This window comes from Bacillus sp. FSL W8-0640, assembly GCF_038007725.1.
Taxonomy (GTDB): Bacteria; Bacillota; Bacilli; order Bacillales; family Bacillaceae_G; genus Bacillus_A; species Bacillus_A cereus.
Genome location: NZ_JBBOXT010000001.1, coordinates 2,877,831 through 2,894,770 on the forward strand (window position 1 = coordinate 2,877,831; position 16,940 = coordinate 2,894,770).

Here is a 16,940-nt window from a genome sequence, read left to right on the forward strand (position 1 = left end):
AAAAGAAAAGGTGAATATTTATGTATCCACCTTCCCATCTCCCTCTACCCACTTCATTATTTCTTCCACATCTAAATCCGTATACGTCTTTTCACCATAACGAACAGACTCATATAACAAGATAATATCCCTTGTTCTACAAATTCTTTTTAACCATTGTTGCATCGTTTCATAGGACCTTCTCTGTTCATGAAATGGTAATGTTCTTTCCCATTCAACTAACGTTTTTCTTATCTTATCTGTCGGTAACGGCTGTTCTAACTGATGAATGACTTTTTCATTCTTTATGCTTCTTACCGCAGTTTGCTTTGTAATCAATTCTTTCTCCTGTACTATTTCTGTTTTCGTCAATTTTTTCCTAATATACTTGTAGATGGCATATATAATTGATATTGCAATTATCACATAAAAAGCTATAGTAATCCATATATTTGAAAGAACAGAAAGCACGTCACTCCATAGACTTTCTCTTTCGAAAGGTTGAAATTTTTTACCCGTTTTCGTTCTTATACCTGTATCTTCTACTTCTTCATATTCATCTTCATCTATTTTGGAATCATCGAAATTTTCACCTATACTAGTAAAGTCATAATTTCTTTCCGATATTGTCTTAGTCTTACTGAAAAAACGCTCTTTTACTATGTCCTGTACATACACAACACCTTGTGATAACGTTATCGCAGTTAGCGTCCCTGTTTTCGCTGTTGCACTCCAGTGGATGGAACGAAAATCTTCATTTTCATAAGACTTTACTCCCATTACTTTCGTTTCATCATATAAGGGTGAAGACATCGCTTTTCGAAATCCTCGTGACCATTCTTGTAATTCAGGAACTTGTATTTTCGGAACAGCTGGTAAGACTAAATAAGAGGGCGTATCAACTTGTTTATATGTTATATGGTTCGTTATAAATCCAAAGAGATCAGTAATAACAATTTCAACTTCTTCCCATTTCGCGATGCCTCTTTTTAACGCTACAGCTTGCAAATCAAATAAAACTGACTCCCTTCCTTTTAAATTAAAATTCATATAATAATTTGAACCTGTACTATAATTTTTGTTTATTTCATCATGATTCCAAGTTAGCTTATTTTCACATTTAAATCGAAATACGATATTAAGAATAGGAAATATCGACTTGTTTGAAATTTTCATTTTGCACATATTCGTTTCACCTATAAAAACATTCGAATTCCCTTGACTGTATTCCCATTCAACACGAGATACTTTACGTATATATACATGCATAGCACCTATTAAAATTACATATAAAAATACGAGAGATAAAAACAGTAGATTACTTGAAAATACACTTAAAATAACGGCTACAACTGACATAACCCCCATTACGAAAGGCTCCGCTAAAGGTGTATACGCAAGCTGTTGATTCATCGTACATTCTCCACTGGCACACTAATCGTATGAAGAATTTCTTTCATAATTTGTTCTTTCGTCGTTTTCATCTCTCCCTCAATCGTTAACGTTAAACGATGAGCACAAACGGATGCAGCGAGCGTCTTAATATCATCTGGCGTACAGTAATCTCTTTCATTTAATATTGCCCGTGCTTGAATTGCTCTCATAAATGCCAACGTTCCCCGAGGGCTTACACCAATTTCAATTAACTCATGGTTACGAGTTGCTTCAATAATTTCAAGGAGATAATCTTGCACATCATTCCCTACTAACACTTCTCTTGCACGCTTTTGCATCGTAATAATTTCTTCACTTGAAATAATAGAATGTAACGTTTCTAATGGATCATTCATTTGAAACCGATTCATCATTTCCTTTTCAGCTTCTCTCGTAGGATAACCTTGGCGTATTGTGAGTAAAAACCGGTCTAACTGAGCATCTGGTAACGGAAATGTGCCCGCTGATTCGAGTGGATTTTGCGTTGCTATAACTAAAAAAGGTTCTGGTAATGAATGTGTCTGTTTCGCAATTGTAACAGTACGCTCTTCCATAACCTCAAGTAACGAAGATTGTGTTCTCGGTACAGCTCGATTAATTTCATCCACTAATACGATATTTGCAAAAATGGGTCCTAACCTCGTTTTAAAATCCGATTCCTTCACATCAAAATATTCAAGGCCAATAACATCTCCAGGCAAAGTATCCGCTGTAAATTGTATTCTTTGAAATTTAGCGTCCACACTTTTAGCCAAGCTTTTCGCTAACGTTGTTTTTCCTGTTCCAGGTACATCTTCTAATAAAATATGTCCTCTTGCTATTAGAGCAATGGCTGCTAGTTCTATCGATTCGTCTTTTCCTATAATAACCTTCGAAATATTATTAGTAATTTTCTTTAATGTACTCATATAGTAATCTACCACCTTTTAATTATCTAAAAATTAAGAATATACTTTTTTTCCAAATTATAACATGTAATTCAAAGATGAAATAGAGTGAAAATGAATCTTTTATTTTTTCTTCATTGCACGCAAAAAAGCACCTATTGTCGTATATTGACAATGAGGTGCTTAACTCAATCCAACAGCCTTCTTTCCCTCTAATTTTTAGTAACAATACATCCTTTTTTCTCCCACGCATGCATTGTTTTCAATTAACTAGTAAAATGCATTCTAATATTACATATAATAAAAACCATTTCGATTTGTTCGTTATAGAACTTCCTCTACATCGACACTCTCTATCTTCACTTCATACATATTTGGGATGTTTGCTTCTTTTGGTACCCATGCATAATAATTTTGATCATTCTCTAAAATAAATTGAATTAACTTTGTTTCTGATCCATTCCAGAAATTTTTAAGATTATCGATGTAGTCCTCTAAATCTTCTTTATAGTCCAATTGTAATATATAATCTCTTACCGTCAGGGCAAACACAATTAAACTTCCTAATAGATTTTTTTGCTCATTTTCTTCTTCATACTCTTGTGGTAAGAACCACACTTGACCTATTCCTATCGTTTTTTTGTATTTCTCATAAAAACTACTATCATCCATATTCTCATAATCATGTATTAATTCATTGACCAATGAATGCCATTTTGGCGGAATAATATTTTCCAATGCAGGATTATGTTCAATTCCTTCTACTATATCCTCGATTTCTTCTGTCTCATCTTCATAGTGATATTCACTTAGGTCTATATGCTTGAATTTCATTTCATTTTTATAATGTGCCAAATCATATGGATAATGATTATTATCTTTTAAACTTGTATCATCAAGTCCGAGTATCTTTACTATTGCAGCTGTCTCAAAGCTCCAATACCCTACATATCCAGGTTCTTTGTGCGCATTTTTCCATTCATAATCATAATGGCCTCTAAACCATTCTTTCTCCATATACGTTTGTAATCTTTTAGACGCTTCTTTTTTATCTGTTTGTGCAAATTCTATAATCTCTCTCATTTTTGCATATGGATTTTCTTTATAATATCTATTCGTCATTTTTGTGTATCCGATATCACTAGCGCATAAGAGGAAATCGATTACTGCATCATTCACATTTTTTTTATCAACTATCTTTTTTAATCTTTCTATATTCTTTTTATCCGTTTCTAACAAAATTCCTAAGGAAATCATCCAAATCAGACTTAAATATCCAATTTCCCTACTTCCTGTATTCTCTAAATCATAAATTGCATTATGAAAATCTTCTTCTATTACACTAACATCTTCCCCTAAAGAATACTTTGCCCTAATATCCTCCATCTCATATCTAAAATTGGCTAGATATGTCCCTTCTATAATACTCTTATTATCTTTAGAATATCTTTGAATTCCATTTTTAGTATCTTCTTCTAAACTTTTAATATCTTCTCTATTTTCCTCTATAAACTCTTTATGATATTCAATTCCTTCTCTACACTTTTCTTCTATACATAAATAATCTCTCATACCATTCAATTCCTCCTAGCTTCTAAATTATGGCCATTCTCCAACGATGTTACCCTTTGCATCTATCTTAAATGTTTTAACCTTTCCACTACTATCAACTTTTGATAATACTCTTTCAACTTTACCTCTTTTCAAGGCTTTCGTAATCTGTTCAGCTAATACTTCATCTCCCTCAACAGCTTTTAATATTCTACTTTTTCCAGTTTCAGAACCTTTCAACCAATCATTTGACATTTGTCGTCCATCTTTAGTTTTCCTCAATTGTGAACTGCCAAACTTAGCCTCATCTATAACGTATTTGATCTTTGATTCTGCATTTGCATTTTCGTATAATCCATCAATCCCTTTTACTATTTTATCATTTATGCCTGATGGTGCACTTTTTCCGACTGGCTTTAAATCAAATCCAGCTTCTTTTAAACTTTGATTATTCAATAAATTGTCATTAGATTTTATTTCACCATAATTACCTTTTTTTGCTTTTTTTCATAATATTTTTCTTGGCTTCTACAACTTTTAATTGATGTTCATTTAAGTTTCTAGCAACATAATGCTCTCTGCTACTTTATCAACTTGAACCATACCCTAAATAAAAAGCACTTGTTGCCTTTAGTCGACAATCAAGTGCTATAAGTACATATTTCTGTTACAAGCGTAATTAAATATTTTTTGATTATTTTAATAATAATTATCTCTTTGTACTAATATTATTTTTTCGCATAGAGAATTTATTCATTTTTAAAATGAACCATGTCATAAGGATAATAAGAAATATCTTTTAATATACTATCATCTAATCCTAAAATTTTCATAATTGCTCCACTTTCAAAACTCCAATAACCAAAATATAATTTTTCTTAATGTTTATGGCATTCATACCATACCATATTATTATGCCCAACATACCATTGCCCTAACAAGTATTTTTTCATGAATTCACAAGATTTTGTATTATCATTACACAAAATAACATTAATCAGACTTTTAAATGGCTTTTCAAATAACCAGCTATATTTTCGAACTGTAATCACTTCTTAACAACTACTAATCTACCTCTATCATTTGTATCCCTTCTTTGGTTTCTGGACAATCATTAATGCTTCTTTTTAATACTCATCTTCAAATAAACAATTATATATAGTAACACCTGTTTCCTTTAACTCTAACGAAACATCCTCCACTTCAATACTTAACGTTTCTTTATCAAGATTCTTTATTCCGTTACTATCTAATAATTTTAAAATACTACTTCCTATTTTCTTAGATTCATCATTGTATGGCGAGGACTCTTCAACTAGCTCGATTGTACCATTAGTGTATCTATATCTTAAATATTTAACCACTGCATATGGCGCGATTGCCGAAATCATTAGCATTACACAATTAATTTCTGATTGCTTCCGAACATACTCACTGAATTCTACACTACCAAAACGAAATTTCACATCTAGTGGTAGAAGAATGTAAGAAAAACATGATGAATAACTAAAATCAGTAATATTATCAACGTTTATATTTGATATTTTATTAATTTCTCCATCCCAGAAATGTTTATCAACAAATTTCCCCAAAACATATTGGAAATCACCTTGTTTATATAATTTATTAACAACTTTTAGTATCTCATCACTCATAATTATTCTCCTTTATTGTACAGGGTATCCATGTATATTTCCTTTACCATCCATATGAACCTTTACCCTCGTTTCTCCATTTGGACCTATTGGTTTTCCAAAATCATGTACTCTAACACTTCCATCTGGCTTTACTGGTGTTCCTTTCACCCATGCTTCTTGTGTCTCTACTACTCCATTCTTCCCTGCTCCCCACTGCGATTTGGTTGAGACATTATTCCCATGACCAGGAACATGTTTACCTTGTTTTCCTGCATCAACTTTTGGAGCCCCTGAAACGCCAGCATCAACATGTCCTTGACTTGCTAGTTTATCATTTTTTCCAATGTTCCCTGCTACACTGGCTCCCTGGCCACCATCACCAGTGCCCTTACCTCCACCAGAAGACTGGATTCTTTGAAGAGTATCCTTAGCATTTTGAATCGATTTATCCCATACAAATCCACCATGTACAAAAAGACTAGCCCCAGCAGCTGTTGCTGCTATATCTAATGGAATAACAATTGGTGACGCTAATCCGCCAGTTCCTACTTCTGCGACGATAGTTAAGAAATTAGATCCACCTATGAGCGAAATAGCTTCAAACATTTCTACACTAGACCCGACTATTGATATAACATTTCCAGCCAACCTTCCAGCTTGGTAAGTTGTCTTACTTTCTAATTTATCATTCTCATGTGGTTGTAGTCCAAAAAAGTTTTCTAGTGCTGCATCACCAGCACCTTGAAAAAATTCGATAACTCCATGCAAAAATGATTGCGCATAAATGGCTGTTTTTTCATGCCATGATCTATTGTCTTCCTGTTCTTGTAAGTTCATTTCTTGTTTTTGCAAAGTAATTTCTTTCATCTCGTTTTTTCGAGCTGTTTCTTCTATAATCCCCTGAATCGAACTCACCCAATCCATATTCAATCCTTGTATACTAAACGTTCCACTCACAGGACTAAATCCTTTCTCGCTTTGCACTTCAGCGAGTCCGGCTGTGATGCTAGCCGCTAATTGGAGGGCGGTGCTGTAGTTGTTGCTGGACGGATGAATGATTGAATTCATTAAACACACTACTTACTTTACAGAACCATTCGTAAATACAAAAATAGTGGTAGTTGGATTCTCCAAACTACCACTATTTTTTAATTTTTCATTCATTAAATTCCGTATAAATTAGTTTTTTAACGTTACTCATGATGCGTAATATTTCGATATGTTCGTTATAGAACTTCCTCTACATCAACACTCTCTATCTTCACTTCATACATATTTGGGATATTTACTCCTTTTGGTACCCATGCATAATAATTTTGATCATTTTCTAATATAAATTGAACTAACTTTGTTTCTGAAACATTCCAGAAATTTTTAAGATTATCAATGTAGTCTTCTAAATCTTCTTTATAGTCCAGTTGTAATATATAATCTCTTACCGTCAGGGCAAACACAATTAAACTTCCTAATAGATTTTTTTGCTCATTTTCTTCTTCATACTCTTGTGGTAAAAACCATACTTGACCTATTCCTATCGTTTTTTTGTATTTTTCATAAAAACTACTATCATCCATATTCTCATAGTCATGTATTAATTCATTGACCAATGAATGCCATCTTGGCGGAATAATATTTTCCAATGTAGGATTATGTTCAATTCCTTCTACTATATCCTCGATTTCTTCTGTCTCATCTTCATAGTGATATTCACTTAGGTCTATATGCTTAAATTTCATTTCATTTTTATAATGTGCCAAATCATATGGATAATGGTTATTACCTTTTAAACTTGTATCATCAAGTTCGAGTATCTTTACTATTGCAGCTGTCTCAAAGCTCCAATACCCTACATATCCAGGTTCTTTATGCGCATTTTTCCATTCATAATCATAATGGCCTTTAAACCATTCTTTCTCCATGTACGTTTGTAATCTTTTAGATGCTTCTTTTTTATCTGTTTGTGCAAGTTCTATAATCTCTCTCGTTTTTGCATATGGATTTTCTTTATAATATCTATTCGTCACTTTTGTGTATCCGATATCACTAGCGCATAAGAGGAAATCAATTACTGCGTCGTTCACATTTTTTTTATCAACTATCTTTTTTAATCTTTCTATATTCTTTTTATCCGTCTCTAACAAAATTCCTAAAGAAATTATCCAAAGCATATATATATAACCCACTTTGCTAGCTCCTGTATGCTCTAAATCATCCATTGCATTATAAAAATATACTTCCATTGTGCTAATGTCTTCTCCTAAAGAATACATTGCTCTAATGTCGTTCATCTCATGTATAAAATTCCTTAAATATCTTCCTTCTATAATACTTATATTATCTTTAGGCTTTCTTTGTATACCATTCTTTTCATCTTCTTCTAAACTTCTAATCTCCTCTCTATTATCTTCAATAAACTTTTTATGGAGTTCTATTCCTTTTTTACATTTTTCTTCTATGCACATTTGATCTCTCATTCTATTTAATTCCTCCTAGCTTCTAAATTATGGCCATTCTCCAATATTGTTTCCTTCTTCATCTAACCTATATGTTTTTACGTTTCCACTACTATCGACTTTTGATAATACTCTTTCAACTTCACTATCTTCCAATGCATTCGCAATCTTTTCTGCTAATACTTCATCTCCATCAACAGCTTTCAATATTCTACTTTTTCCAGTTTCAGAACCGTTCAACCAATCATTTGACATTTGTCGTCCATCTTTAGTTTTCCCCAATTGTGAACTACCAAACTTAGCTTCATCAATAACATATTTAATATTTGAATTTGGATTTGCATTTTCGTATAATCCATCAATTCCTTTTACTATTTTATCATTTATACCTGTTGGTGCACTTTTTCCGACTGGCTTTAAATCAAATCCAGCTTCTTTTAAACTTTGATTATTCAATAAATTGTCACTAGATTTTATTTCACCATAATTACCTTTTTGCTTATTTGTAGCTGTTTTTGCATCAAAATTGTCTACATTTGTATTTTTGTTACTGCTAGGTTTACCCTTACCACCATCTTTAGACTTCGCAAACTTATAAAAAGCTTCTAATAATTCGCCTTGAGGTATTTTGGTTACAATAGTTCCACCAATACTAGAGAATGCATAGGAAGCCTCTCTCTTAAATGATTGTAACATTTCAAGCGTAGGCTTCAATTCTTTTGCTAATTTTACTGCGTTAGCAAATGTACTTACTCCACTTGATGCTTTTGCTCCTTTTGTGATATGGCCTACTTTATTTAGTGCCCTATCGCCTAATATTGTGGTAGCTATTTGTGTTAATCCATAGGTAGTCAATTCTGTACGACTCTCTGCATCTCCCTCTATCATATCTCGTTTTATTTTATTTGAAAATGCATGCCACATATTTTTTGCAGTTTCATCCAAATGGAAAAGTGCATAGGTTACATTAATAAAAGTTCCTATGTCCATATTACTTAAAGCTATTGCGGACTCGATTTCATCACCAATAGCTTTCCCCGATCCTCTTTGAATAGCTTCCCACATCTTTTTCGCTGTTTCAAACGTGCCAACTATACTGTCTGTCGCATCGTCCCAAGCATTTCTAACCGGAGATTTCTTCTCAATTATGTTATTTGTTTCTATATCTTTAATTGACTGATCATTTTTTCGAGCTGTTTCTTCTATAATCCCCTGAATCGAACTCACCCAATCCATATTCAACCCTTGTGTACTAAACGTACCACTCACAGGACTAAATCCTTTCCCACTTTGCACTTCAGCGAGTCCGGCTGTGATGCTAGCTGCTAATTGGAGAGCGGTGCTGTAGTTGTTGCTGGATGAATGATTAAATTCATATAAATGCTCTAGTTTTTCTTCCAGTTTTTTTCTCATTGCACCTAATACCGTTACAATTGCACCTACTCCGGGCATTGGTGTAAGTACTTCTATTGCTTCTATACTTGTAATCGATTGATTAATTCCCCTTATTTGTTCTCTTATTTCTTGTTCAATCACATCTGTCGAAGCAACTTTCGCTTGGAACTCATTTGGAAATGCTTCATTTTGGCGAATTAATTCTTCACATAAGCATATGATTCCTTGCGCTAATGGCCGAAATGTTTGGACAAGGTAGGCTTTTGCACTACTGTATGTTTGTCCTTGTAATACTGTGTCTATCGCAAATGCATCAATAGATTGAATGGCTTGTTCCATACTTTGAATCGTAGCATTACATATAGCGTTCATACTTTGAGTTTGACTTTGTACTTCTCCCAAATACATGTTTAAACTCATGTATTGGCCTCCCTTTGTAGTTGCTGCTGTTCATAGGAAAGGTCGTTTTCTTTCTCACTGAGATGCCGTTTTTCTTTAAGCAACGTCTCTTTTTCATTTTTTAATTCGAATGTAAGTTTTCTTTCATACTGTCCGATTTCTTGCCGCATATTCGTAAAAAGGTGAAACACTTCTTTGTCGCCGTGCCAAGTTTCTAGTATTCGGTTAAATAAACGATTACTTCTATTTTTCCATTCATGAAAACTAACCTCAGCTCGTTCTTGATTTTGCAGCGCAATTCGGTTTTCATTTTGTTCTTCAAATATAATTCGTAATTTTTGATTACATTGACTGATTCTCGTTTCAATTTCTTGACTCATCTTTTCTCCCTACCTTTTCCCCTTTACGTAGGTTGTTACATTATTGAAAAGTCTTTTGAAGTCCTGTATCCATTTTCTCAAATTCATTTGCTACGGAATGGATATTATCAATTGTTTGTTGAAAAGCAGTACAAAATTGTTTCGTGATCTGTAAATTTTGTTGATTTGCCTCTTGTGCTTGGAAGTTCACAGATAGTGTCGTACGCGTTGCCTTATTTATAGAGCGACTAGTAGCACTTTGCATTCTATCTGAAGCATTTCTCATTTTCGTTGCAAGTTGCGTTGCCGTATGCAAATTACTTTGAAATTCTCCCATTACTTACTCCCCTCTACCTTTTATTTACAAGAAAATTATACCACGGAAAAATATCCCAATAAACCGAATGTTCGAATTTAACATACAATTCAGCACTGTTACTGAGGATGCGAGCAACGCTTATCTATCAACATAACTGAGTCCAAAATGGATTCTACTTATACAAAAAAGATGACTTCAGCCATATGCTAAAGTCATCTTTTTCTACCTTATTATTTTACTAATTCTCCATTATAAGCTTTTATATTAAGCGGAGCAGTTAAAAATTGTGCTGCTTTACTAACGAAAGATGTGAAGTGTTCACTCGTATTATGGCTCGCAACTGCTGCTTCATCTTTCCATACTTCTACCATCGTATAAACACTTTCTTTTTCTGTATCTTTATATAAGTCATAAGATACATTTCCACTTTCTTCTCTTGAACCATGAATGAGTGGCTGAATTTCTTCTAAAAATGCTTGTTGTTTTGCTGGGTCTACTTGAAATATTGCGTGAATAATAATCATGGTGTTTCCCCTTTCATATTCCATATATTTCTATGACCTAATTAGATTACTTCCACTCAGCAACTTTGTCAATTGGAAGACGTACTGATTGGTAACCACTGTCAGCAGCTTTCCCGATTGAAATTAGCATTACTGGTACGTAGCGTTCTTTATCTAGTCCAAACGCTTCTGCGATTTGGTCTTTTTCAAATCCACCAATTGGACAAGTGTCATAACCGTGCGCACGAGCTGCTAGCATAAATTGCATCGCTACAAGACCACCGTCAATTAATACTGTATCTTTCATTACTTCTGGTGTAACCATAGAGAAGTAAGCTGAAAGTTTTTTCATTTGATCTTCTTTTACTTCTGCTGGCATAAGTCCACGCTCTACTGCTGTACCATAAATTTCTTCTGCGTTATCAAAGTTGTTTAAGTCACCAAATAAAGCGATCATTGCTGAAGATGTTTCTACTTGAGATTGATTGAATTTTGCAAGTGGCGCAAGTGTTGCTTTCGCTTCGTCACTTTCAATCACTACGAATCTCCATGGTTGCATGTTTACTGAAGATGGTGCAAGTGTTGCTTCTGTAAGAATTTCTGTCATTTCTTCTTTGCTAATTTTCACTGAAGGGTCGTACTTACGAATTGAACGACGTCCTGTTAAAATTTCGTTAAAATCATTTGTTTTTACTGAGTTAGTCATAGTTGTATTCTCCCTTTTTTATAATTCTTTTATATTTTCTTGAATGTGATTTAACATATTTAAAAGATTATCGCGTTCTTCCTCACTTAATCCTTTAAATGCAGATGCTGCAAAACGTTCTTTTTCCTCTTGAAATGCTTGAATTTTATTTCGTCCCTCTTCAGTAAGAGAAACTAACGTAATTCTGTTATCATCTGGATTTTTACGTCTTACAATCATTTCATTGGCCTCAAGCTGCTTTAAATGCCTTGTTATCGCAGCATTATCAATATTCACTTCTTGTTGAAGTGCTTTTTGACTAATTTCACCTACTTCATATAACTGAAGTATAAGCTCTAATCGAGACTGGCTCATACCCGTACACCCTTCAAATTTCGAACTTACTTCTTTATTTAGAAAGTGTAATTTATATAAAATAATCGCTTCTTTTGAGCATGAACTTGTCAAATTAACCCTCCTTTACAATCAAAATAAAAACATTTGATGTATCAATAGTTGATATGTCAATTAATATAATCTATATCGATTTAGAATGCAAGCATTTTGTTTTCATTTTATTTTTTCCAAATTAAGGCGCTTTGTAGCGTTACAAATAATGTTAATTGCACTATAATAATACTAATTTAAAGAACTGGAGAGTGATTGATAATGCGGCAATATACAAATAGAAATGAGGAATTGAAAATGGAAAATGAAATGAGGATATTCACAAATGACAACAATAAATATAGGGATTGTCGCGCACGTAGACGCTGGCAAGACGAGTTTGACTGAGCGTATTCTTTATGAAACGAATGTGATTAAAGAAATTGGCCGAGTAGATAGTGGTAATACACAAACTGACTCAATGGAATTAGAAAGACAACGCGGAATTACGATTAAAGCATCTGTCGTTTCTTTCTTTATTGATGCTGTAAAAGTAAATGTCATTGATACACCTGGACACGCTGATTTTATCGCTGAAGTGGAGCGATCATTCCGCGTTCTAGACGGTGCGATTTTAGTTATCTCTGCCGTTGAAGGTGTGCAAGCACAAACAAAAATTTTAATGCGAACATTACAGAAACTAAACATACCGACTATTTTATTCGTTAATAAAATTGATCGTAGTGGCGCAAACACTGAAAAAGTTATGAAACAAATAAAAGAGGTTCTTTCAAATGAAGCATTCCCCTTCTACTCTGTTCTAAACGAAGGAACGAAAGAAGCCCGGATCATTGAATACAAATCATATGACGATTGTATGGAACTGTTAGCACCATTTAATGAATCGTTACTTGAATCATATGTAAATAACGAAATAATACCGGACGCACTATTAAGAGAAAAACTAGAACAGCAAATACAGCAAGCGAATGTGTATCCAATCTTTTTCGGTTCAGCAATGACTGGTATGGGCGTAACAGAACTTCTTGAAAAACTTCCGGCTCTCATTCCAGCTCTTACATCGGCACAAGAGGAACCATTATCCGGTGTTGTTTTTAAAATTGAACGTGAACCTTCTGGAGAAAAGGTTGCTTATATAAGAGTTTTTTCAGGTAGCTTACATGTTAGAAAATATGTTAATATACAGCGCAGTAAGTCTCTATTCCATAAAGAAAAGATAAAAAAAATGTGCCTATTTCATAATGGAGATACCGTTCAAACTTCTACCGTTCCTAGCGGTGAGTTTTGTAAAGTGTGGGGGCTGAATGATATTAAAATTGGTGATATTATCGGTGAACGTACGGATTATATAAAAGATATTCACTTTGCCGAACCACAAATGGAAGCTGCCATTGATGCGGTACCTAAAGAGCAAATTCATAATTTATACGCTGTTCTTATGGAACTATGTGAAGAAGATCCGCTCATTAAAGTTTGGAAAGACGATGTTCATAATGAACTATATATTCGCCTTTTCGGTGAGGTACAAAAAGAAGTAATTGAAACAACACTTTATGAGAAATATAATTTGCAGGTTAATTTTTCAAATACGCGAGTTGTATGTATCGAGAAACCAATTGGCGTAGGCAATTCTGTTGAAGTAATGGGTGAAAAAGAGAATCCATTTTACGCAACAATCGGATTCAAAGTTGAACGTGGTGAACTTAATTGCGGTATAACATATAAATTAGGTGTTGAGCTTGGCTCACTACCTTTAGCATTTCATAAAGCGATTGAAGATACGGTATTTCAAACGTTAAAACAAGGATTATATGGGTGGGAAGTTACAGATATTATCGTCACGTTAACACATACTGGTTATGCTAGTCCTGTTACAACAGCGAGTGACTTTAGAAACTTAACACCGCTCGTTTTAATGGATGCTTTAAAACAAGCTGCAACATATGTATATGAACCAGTTAATGCGTTTGAATTAACTGTACCGGAGCAAGCAATTAGTACCGCAATGTATAAGCTCGCTGCCGTTCCAGCAACTTTTGCAGAGCCTATATTCAATAACAATTCTTATCAGTTAACAGGATCATTACCTGTTGCGAAAACAGAGAGTTTCAAACGAATACTACATTCATTTACAGAAGGAGAAGGCATATTTACAACGAAGCCAGCTGGTTTCACAAAACTTATGGCTCCCTTCCCTACTCGAAAACGTGTTGATTATAATCCGCTGAATCGTAAGGATTATTTACTTCATGTTTTGAAGGCTTATTAAAGTAAAAGAGGTGCAATTCGCACCTCTTTTGCATGTATTAATAGGTTAGTTTGTCCTAACAACTTCTTTAAGTTTTCCTATTATTTTCGCTATAGCCTCAATTGAATTTTCCGTTTCATATCCCCCAACATTTACAGAATGATTTGCATTTTTGACAACTTCAATCTGTAAATTCGTTTTATATAACTGATCAATTTGATCTGCATTGTATTGGTGATCTTTATCCCCAATAACTAAAAACCCTTCGTGTCGACTATGTAAGATAGAATCAAAAATTGTATCAAACGTCAGTAAAGGTGTAAGTAGTATCATTTTTGACTGCGCGAATTCTTCTCTCTTCATTAAATCATTTGCAATCGGAATTGTTCCGAGTGACTTCCCTAAAAACATAGTCTCGTTGTATTGCTCATCTTTTAATACTTCATTTATTACAGGATTAATATCATCCATCATTACTTTCGTTACTTCTTCCATTGGTTTATTCATTAATTGTCCATCATAAGAATAATGAATATGTACAACATCTATTTTATGTTCAAGCATTAACATCGTTGCGTAATAAAATAACGGCTTATCATAATTGTATCCTGAACCTGAAAACATAAAGCAAACGGTACTAGAGCCTTTTTCGATATATGTGTAATAAATTACTTTGTCATTTATATGTACCTCTTTTTTAGTTCCCTTCACCATTTTCCCCTCCGAATACATTTACTTTTGTAATACGATATGTTCTGTGTGAACTGATACATCCTTTACTTTCTCTTTTATAAATGCAGGCTGTAAGTTATATGTATGCAGTTCTTCTACTGGCACCCATCTAAACAAATACGTTCTACCCTCTTCTTCCAAAATATATTGATCCGTTCCACTCGCAGGTAACTCATGTAGCTCTACTTCATAATAAAAACTAATTTCATGAAACTTTCGCTCAGAAAGTGTAAAGAAATTTTCTACTGACCATATTAACCTTTTCCTTTTAATAGGAACACCTATCTCTTCCGCAAGCTCTCGTTTTAATGCATCTTCACTATTCTCTAGCATTTTTACTCTACCGCCGGGTACATACCAAAAATCTTCACCGTCACCTTGCAGAATGAGTATTTTATTATCATGTTTACAAATTGCTCCAACGCGGTAATTAAAACATGTTTCCTCAACTTTAAACGTAAGATCCATCCGTAACGCCCCCTTATATAAATATCGAATTATTACAAAACAATTATGTAATTACTGTACAAATAAGGTTACTAAATTTATCCACTCCATTCAATGGTTTTTGAATTTTCTAAACTATTATTTTTCATCATTACAAGTGTATATACATATGTTACAATCATATTGCACACTAGAAAACATTATAGGGGTACGGATGGAAACGTTATTAATCCAGCAAACTGAGAAATCAAATAAGTTTTGGAAAATCGTTGTGAAAGAAAAAGACTATGTTGTGTTTTACGGAAAAATTGGCACAGCTGGCAGTGTGAAAGCGAAAGAGTTTGAAACAGAAGAAGAATGTATGAAAGAAGCTAATAAACTAGTTGCTTCCAAACGTAAAAAAGGATATACAGACCCGTTGCCTGGGGAAGATTACATAAAAGAAAAAACGATAACAGAAGAAGAATTTTGGGAACTACTTAATCGTGCAAAAACGAAAGGTGAAGACCAAGAAGAACAAATAGAATGGCTTACTTCCCACCTTGCTAAACGTACAGTACATGAAATTGTAGCTTTTGATACGCATATGCATCGTCTTTTGAAAGATTCCTATACCTCCCGTTTATGGGCAGCAGCCTATATTATTATGGGTGGCTGTTCAGATGATACTTTCGATTACTTCCGCGGATGGTTATTATATCAAGGAAAAGAGACATACGAAGCTTGTATTGAAGATCCAGAACGATTAATTCCTGTATTAGAAAATTTGAGTGAGTATGACGTCCCAGAAATAGAAGAACTTTCTTTATATTTCGGTTTCACTGTATATGCAGAAAAAACTGGTGACGAAGATGATACTTACTTTACACTTTACCATGTCTTATCTAATGAAGAATTCGACGATGTAGATTTTGAATTTGACTGGAATGAAGACGATGAAGAAGGTTTAAAAAAGATGTTTCCTAAGCTATGGGAACTGTATGGAGAAGAACCGTTTGAGTGGTAGATTCATTATTCGTGAAAAAGTGCCTTGTTTCTTTAGTAACAAGGCACTTTTTTTGATACTATATTTAAATTATCATCTTTCCACTCTCCCACCACTCCATAAAAGTCTTTAAAGAAGGAGCAACCCACGTTCTACTATCATTTTCATGGTTCCATACATATATATCATCTCTTTGTACTTTTCCATTCAAAATGGAATAGCCAAACAAATCACCATTTCCCCCATCAGCAAAAAATAATAAACAGTCAAAAGGCATGTATAAATCTTTAAAATCAACTATATTTCTCATACTCATATTTTCAGTTTTAATTTTTGAAGCAGACCATATAAAGTCACCGTATTCACCTTCTATACCGTTTGTTTCCTGTAATAATTGATATAAATCATTCGGTAACTCCACATGTAAACATTTTTGTATATCAGTAAGTTCATCCTTCGTAGCTGGGTTTTTCAAGCTTAAATTTGATGAGATACTGTGAATGGTGTCTTTCCACATCA

Annotated in this window: 17 protein-coding genes and 3 pseudogenes; 2 read left to right on the plus strand and 18 right to left on the minus strand. The window is 33.7% G+C overall.

Translation table 11 applies throughout. The features are described 5' to 3' along the window. Positions 1 to 18 precede the first annotated feature (18 nt). The 15 genes and pseudogenes from N2V80_RS14920 to N2V80_RS14990 form a co-directional block, all read right to left on the minus strand. Complete coding sequence (locus N2V80_RS14920; protein WP_253859391.1) at positions 19 to 678, minus strand: signal peptidase II; 660 nt, start codon at positions 676 to 678, stop codon at positions 19 to 21. Next, a pseudogene (locus N2V80_RS14925) lies at positions 679 to 1,392 on the minus strand (DUF58 domain-containing protein); the annotation flags it as partial. Then, positions 1,389 to 2,321: an AAA family ATPase gene (locus N2V80_RS14930; protein WP_000105661.1), complete on the minus strand. Its 933-nt coding sequence runs from the start codon at positions 2,319 to 2,321 to the stop codon at positions 1,389 to 1,391. The gene N2V80_RS14930 and the pseudogene N2V80_RS14925, both read right to left, overlap by 4 nt. 303 nt (positions 2,322 to 2,624) lie before the next feature. After that, the gene (locus N2V80_RS14935) at positions 2,625 to 3,872 is read right to left on the minus strand and encodes a PoNi-like cognate immunity protein (RefSeq protein ID WP_098559390.1); all 1,248 of its coding nucleotides are present in this window, start codon (positions 3,870 to 3,872) and stop codon (positions 2,625 to 2,627) included. 27 nt (positions 3,873 to 3,899) lie between these two features. After that, entirely contained in the window at positions 3,900 to 4,307 is a 408-nt protein-coding gene (locus N2V80_RS14940) for a hypothetical protein (protein WP_061654718.1), read from the minus strand. Positions 4,308 to 4,600: 293 nt separating this feature from the next. Next, positions 4,601 to 4,903 (minus strand): annotated as a pseudogene (locus N2V80_RS14945) (PoNe immunity protein domain-containing protein). Between the two features lie 75 nt (positions 4,904 to 4,978). Then, positions 4,979 to 5,506 (minus strand): hypothetical protein, encoded by a 528-nt coding sequence (locus N2V80_RS14950; protein WP_001278747.1) that lies wholly within the window; start codon positions 5,504 to 5,506, stop codon positions 4,979 to 4,981. Positions 5,507 to 5,518: 12 nt separating this feature from the next. Further along, positions 5,519 to 6,541, minus strand: a pseudogene (locus N2V80_RS14955) (hypothetical protein); the annotation flags it as partial. A 173-nt stretch (positions 6,542 to 6,714) separates the two neighbouring features. Further along, positions 6,715 to 7,962 (minus strand): PoNi-like cognate immunity protein, encoded by a 1,248-nt coding sequence (locus N2V80_RS14960; RefSeq protein ID WP_340980064.1) that lies wholly within the window; start codon positions 7,960 to 7,962, stop codon positions 6,715 to 6,717. A gap of 27 nt (positions 7,963 to 7,989) precedes the next feature. Beyond that, positions 7,990 to 9,756: a T7SS effector LXG polymorphic toxin gene (locus N2V80_RS14965; protein WP_061655557.1), complete on the minus strand. Its 1,767-nt coding sequence runs from the start codon at positions 9,754 to 9,756 to the stop codon at positions 7,990 to 7,992. Then, positions 9,753 to 10,115: a DUF3958 family protein gene (locus tag N2V80_RS14970; RefSeq protein WP_061655558.1), complete on the minus strand. Its 363-nt coding sequence runs from the start codon at positions 10,113 to 10,115 to the stop codon at positions 9,753 to 9,755. The genes N2V80_RS14965 and N2V80_RS14970 overlap by 4 nt, the downstream gene beginning before the upstream one ends. A gap of 40 nt (positions 10,116 to 10,155) precedes the next feature. Continuing rightward, entirely contained in the window at positions 10,156 to 10,431 is a 276-nt protein-coding gene (locus N2V80_RS14975) for a TIGR04197 family type VII secretion effector (protein WP_000503641.1), read from the minus strand. A gap of 212 nt (positions 10,432 to 10,643) precedes the next feature. Next, positions 10,644 to 10,937, minus strand: coding sequence for a putative quinol monooxygenase (locus N2V80_RS14980; protein WP_000583805.1), 294 nt, complete (start codon positions 10,935 to 10,937; stop codon positions 10,644 to 10,646). Between the two features lie 46 nt (positions 10,938 to 10,983). After that, the gene (locus N2V80_RS14985) at positions 10,984 to 11,622 is read right to left on the minus strand and encodes a nitroreductase family protein (protein ID WP_000185390.1); all 639 of its coding nucleotides are present in this window, start codon (positions 11,620 to 11,622) and stop codon (positions 10,984 to 10,986) included. Positions 11,623 to 11,640: 18 nt separating this feature from the next. Continuing rightward, positions 11,641 to 12,069, minus strand: coding sequence for a MarR family winged helix-turn-helix transcriptional regulator (locus tag N2V80_RS14990; RefSeq protein WP_000204172.1), 429 nt, complete (start codon positions 12,067 to 12,069; stop codon positions 11,641 to 11,643). A 265-nt stretch (positions 12,070 to 12,334) separates the two neighbouring features. On the opposite strand from N2V80_RS14990, the gene N2V80_RS14995 reads away from it, so the two are divergent. Continuing rightward, a complete protein-coding gene (locus N2V80_RS14995) occupies positions 12,335 to 14,278 on the plus strand; it encodes an elongation factor G (RefSeq protein WP_061655559.1) in 1,944 nt (647 codons plus the stop codon). A gap of 45 nt (positions 14,279 to 14,323) precedes the next feature. Here the strand turns inward: N2V80_RS14995 and N2V80_RS15000 are convergent, their stop codons facing one another. Continuing rightward, positions 14,324 to 14,989, minus strand: coding sequence for an alpha/beta hydrolase (locus N2V80_RS15000; protein ID WP_118043482.1), 666 nt, complete (start codon positions 14,987 to 14,989; stop codon positions 14,324 to 14,326). Then, positions 14,990 to 15,457, minus strand: coding sequence for an NUDIX hydrolase (locus tag N2V80_RS15005; protein WP_000366231.1), 468 nt, complete (start codon positions 15,455 to 15,457; stop codon positions 14,990 to 14,992). A 193-nt stretch (positions 15,458 to 15,650) separates the two neighbouring features. Between N2V80_RS15005 and N2V80_RS15010 the strand changes: the two genes are divergently transcribed. Then, entirely contained in the window at positions 15,651 to 16,442 is a 792-nt protein-coding gene (locus tag N2V80_RS15010) for a DUF4240 domain-containing protein (protein ID WP_000449121.1), read from the plus strand. 64 nt (positions 16,443 to 16,506) lie between these two features. On the opposite strand, the gene N2V80_RS15015 is transcribed toward N2V80_RS15010, so the two are convergent. Further along, complete coding sequence (locus N2V80_RS15015) at positions 16,507 to 16,938, minus strand: SMI1/KNR4 family protein (protein ID WP_000265342.1); 432 nt, start codon at positions 16,936 to 16,938, stop codon at positions 16,507 to 16,509. Positions 16,939 to 16,940 lie beyond the last annotated feature (2 nt).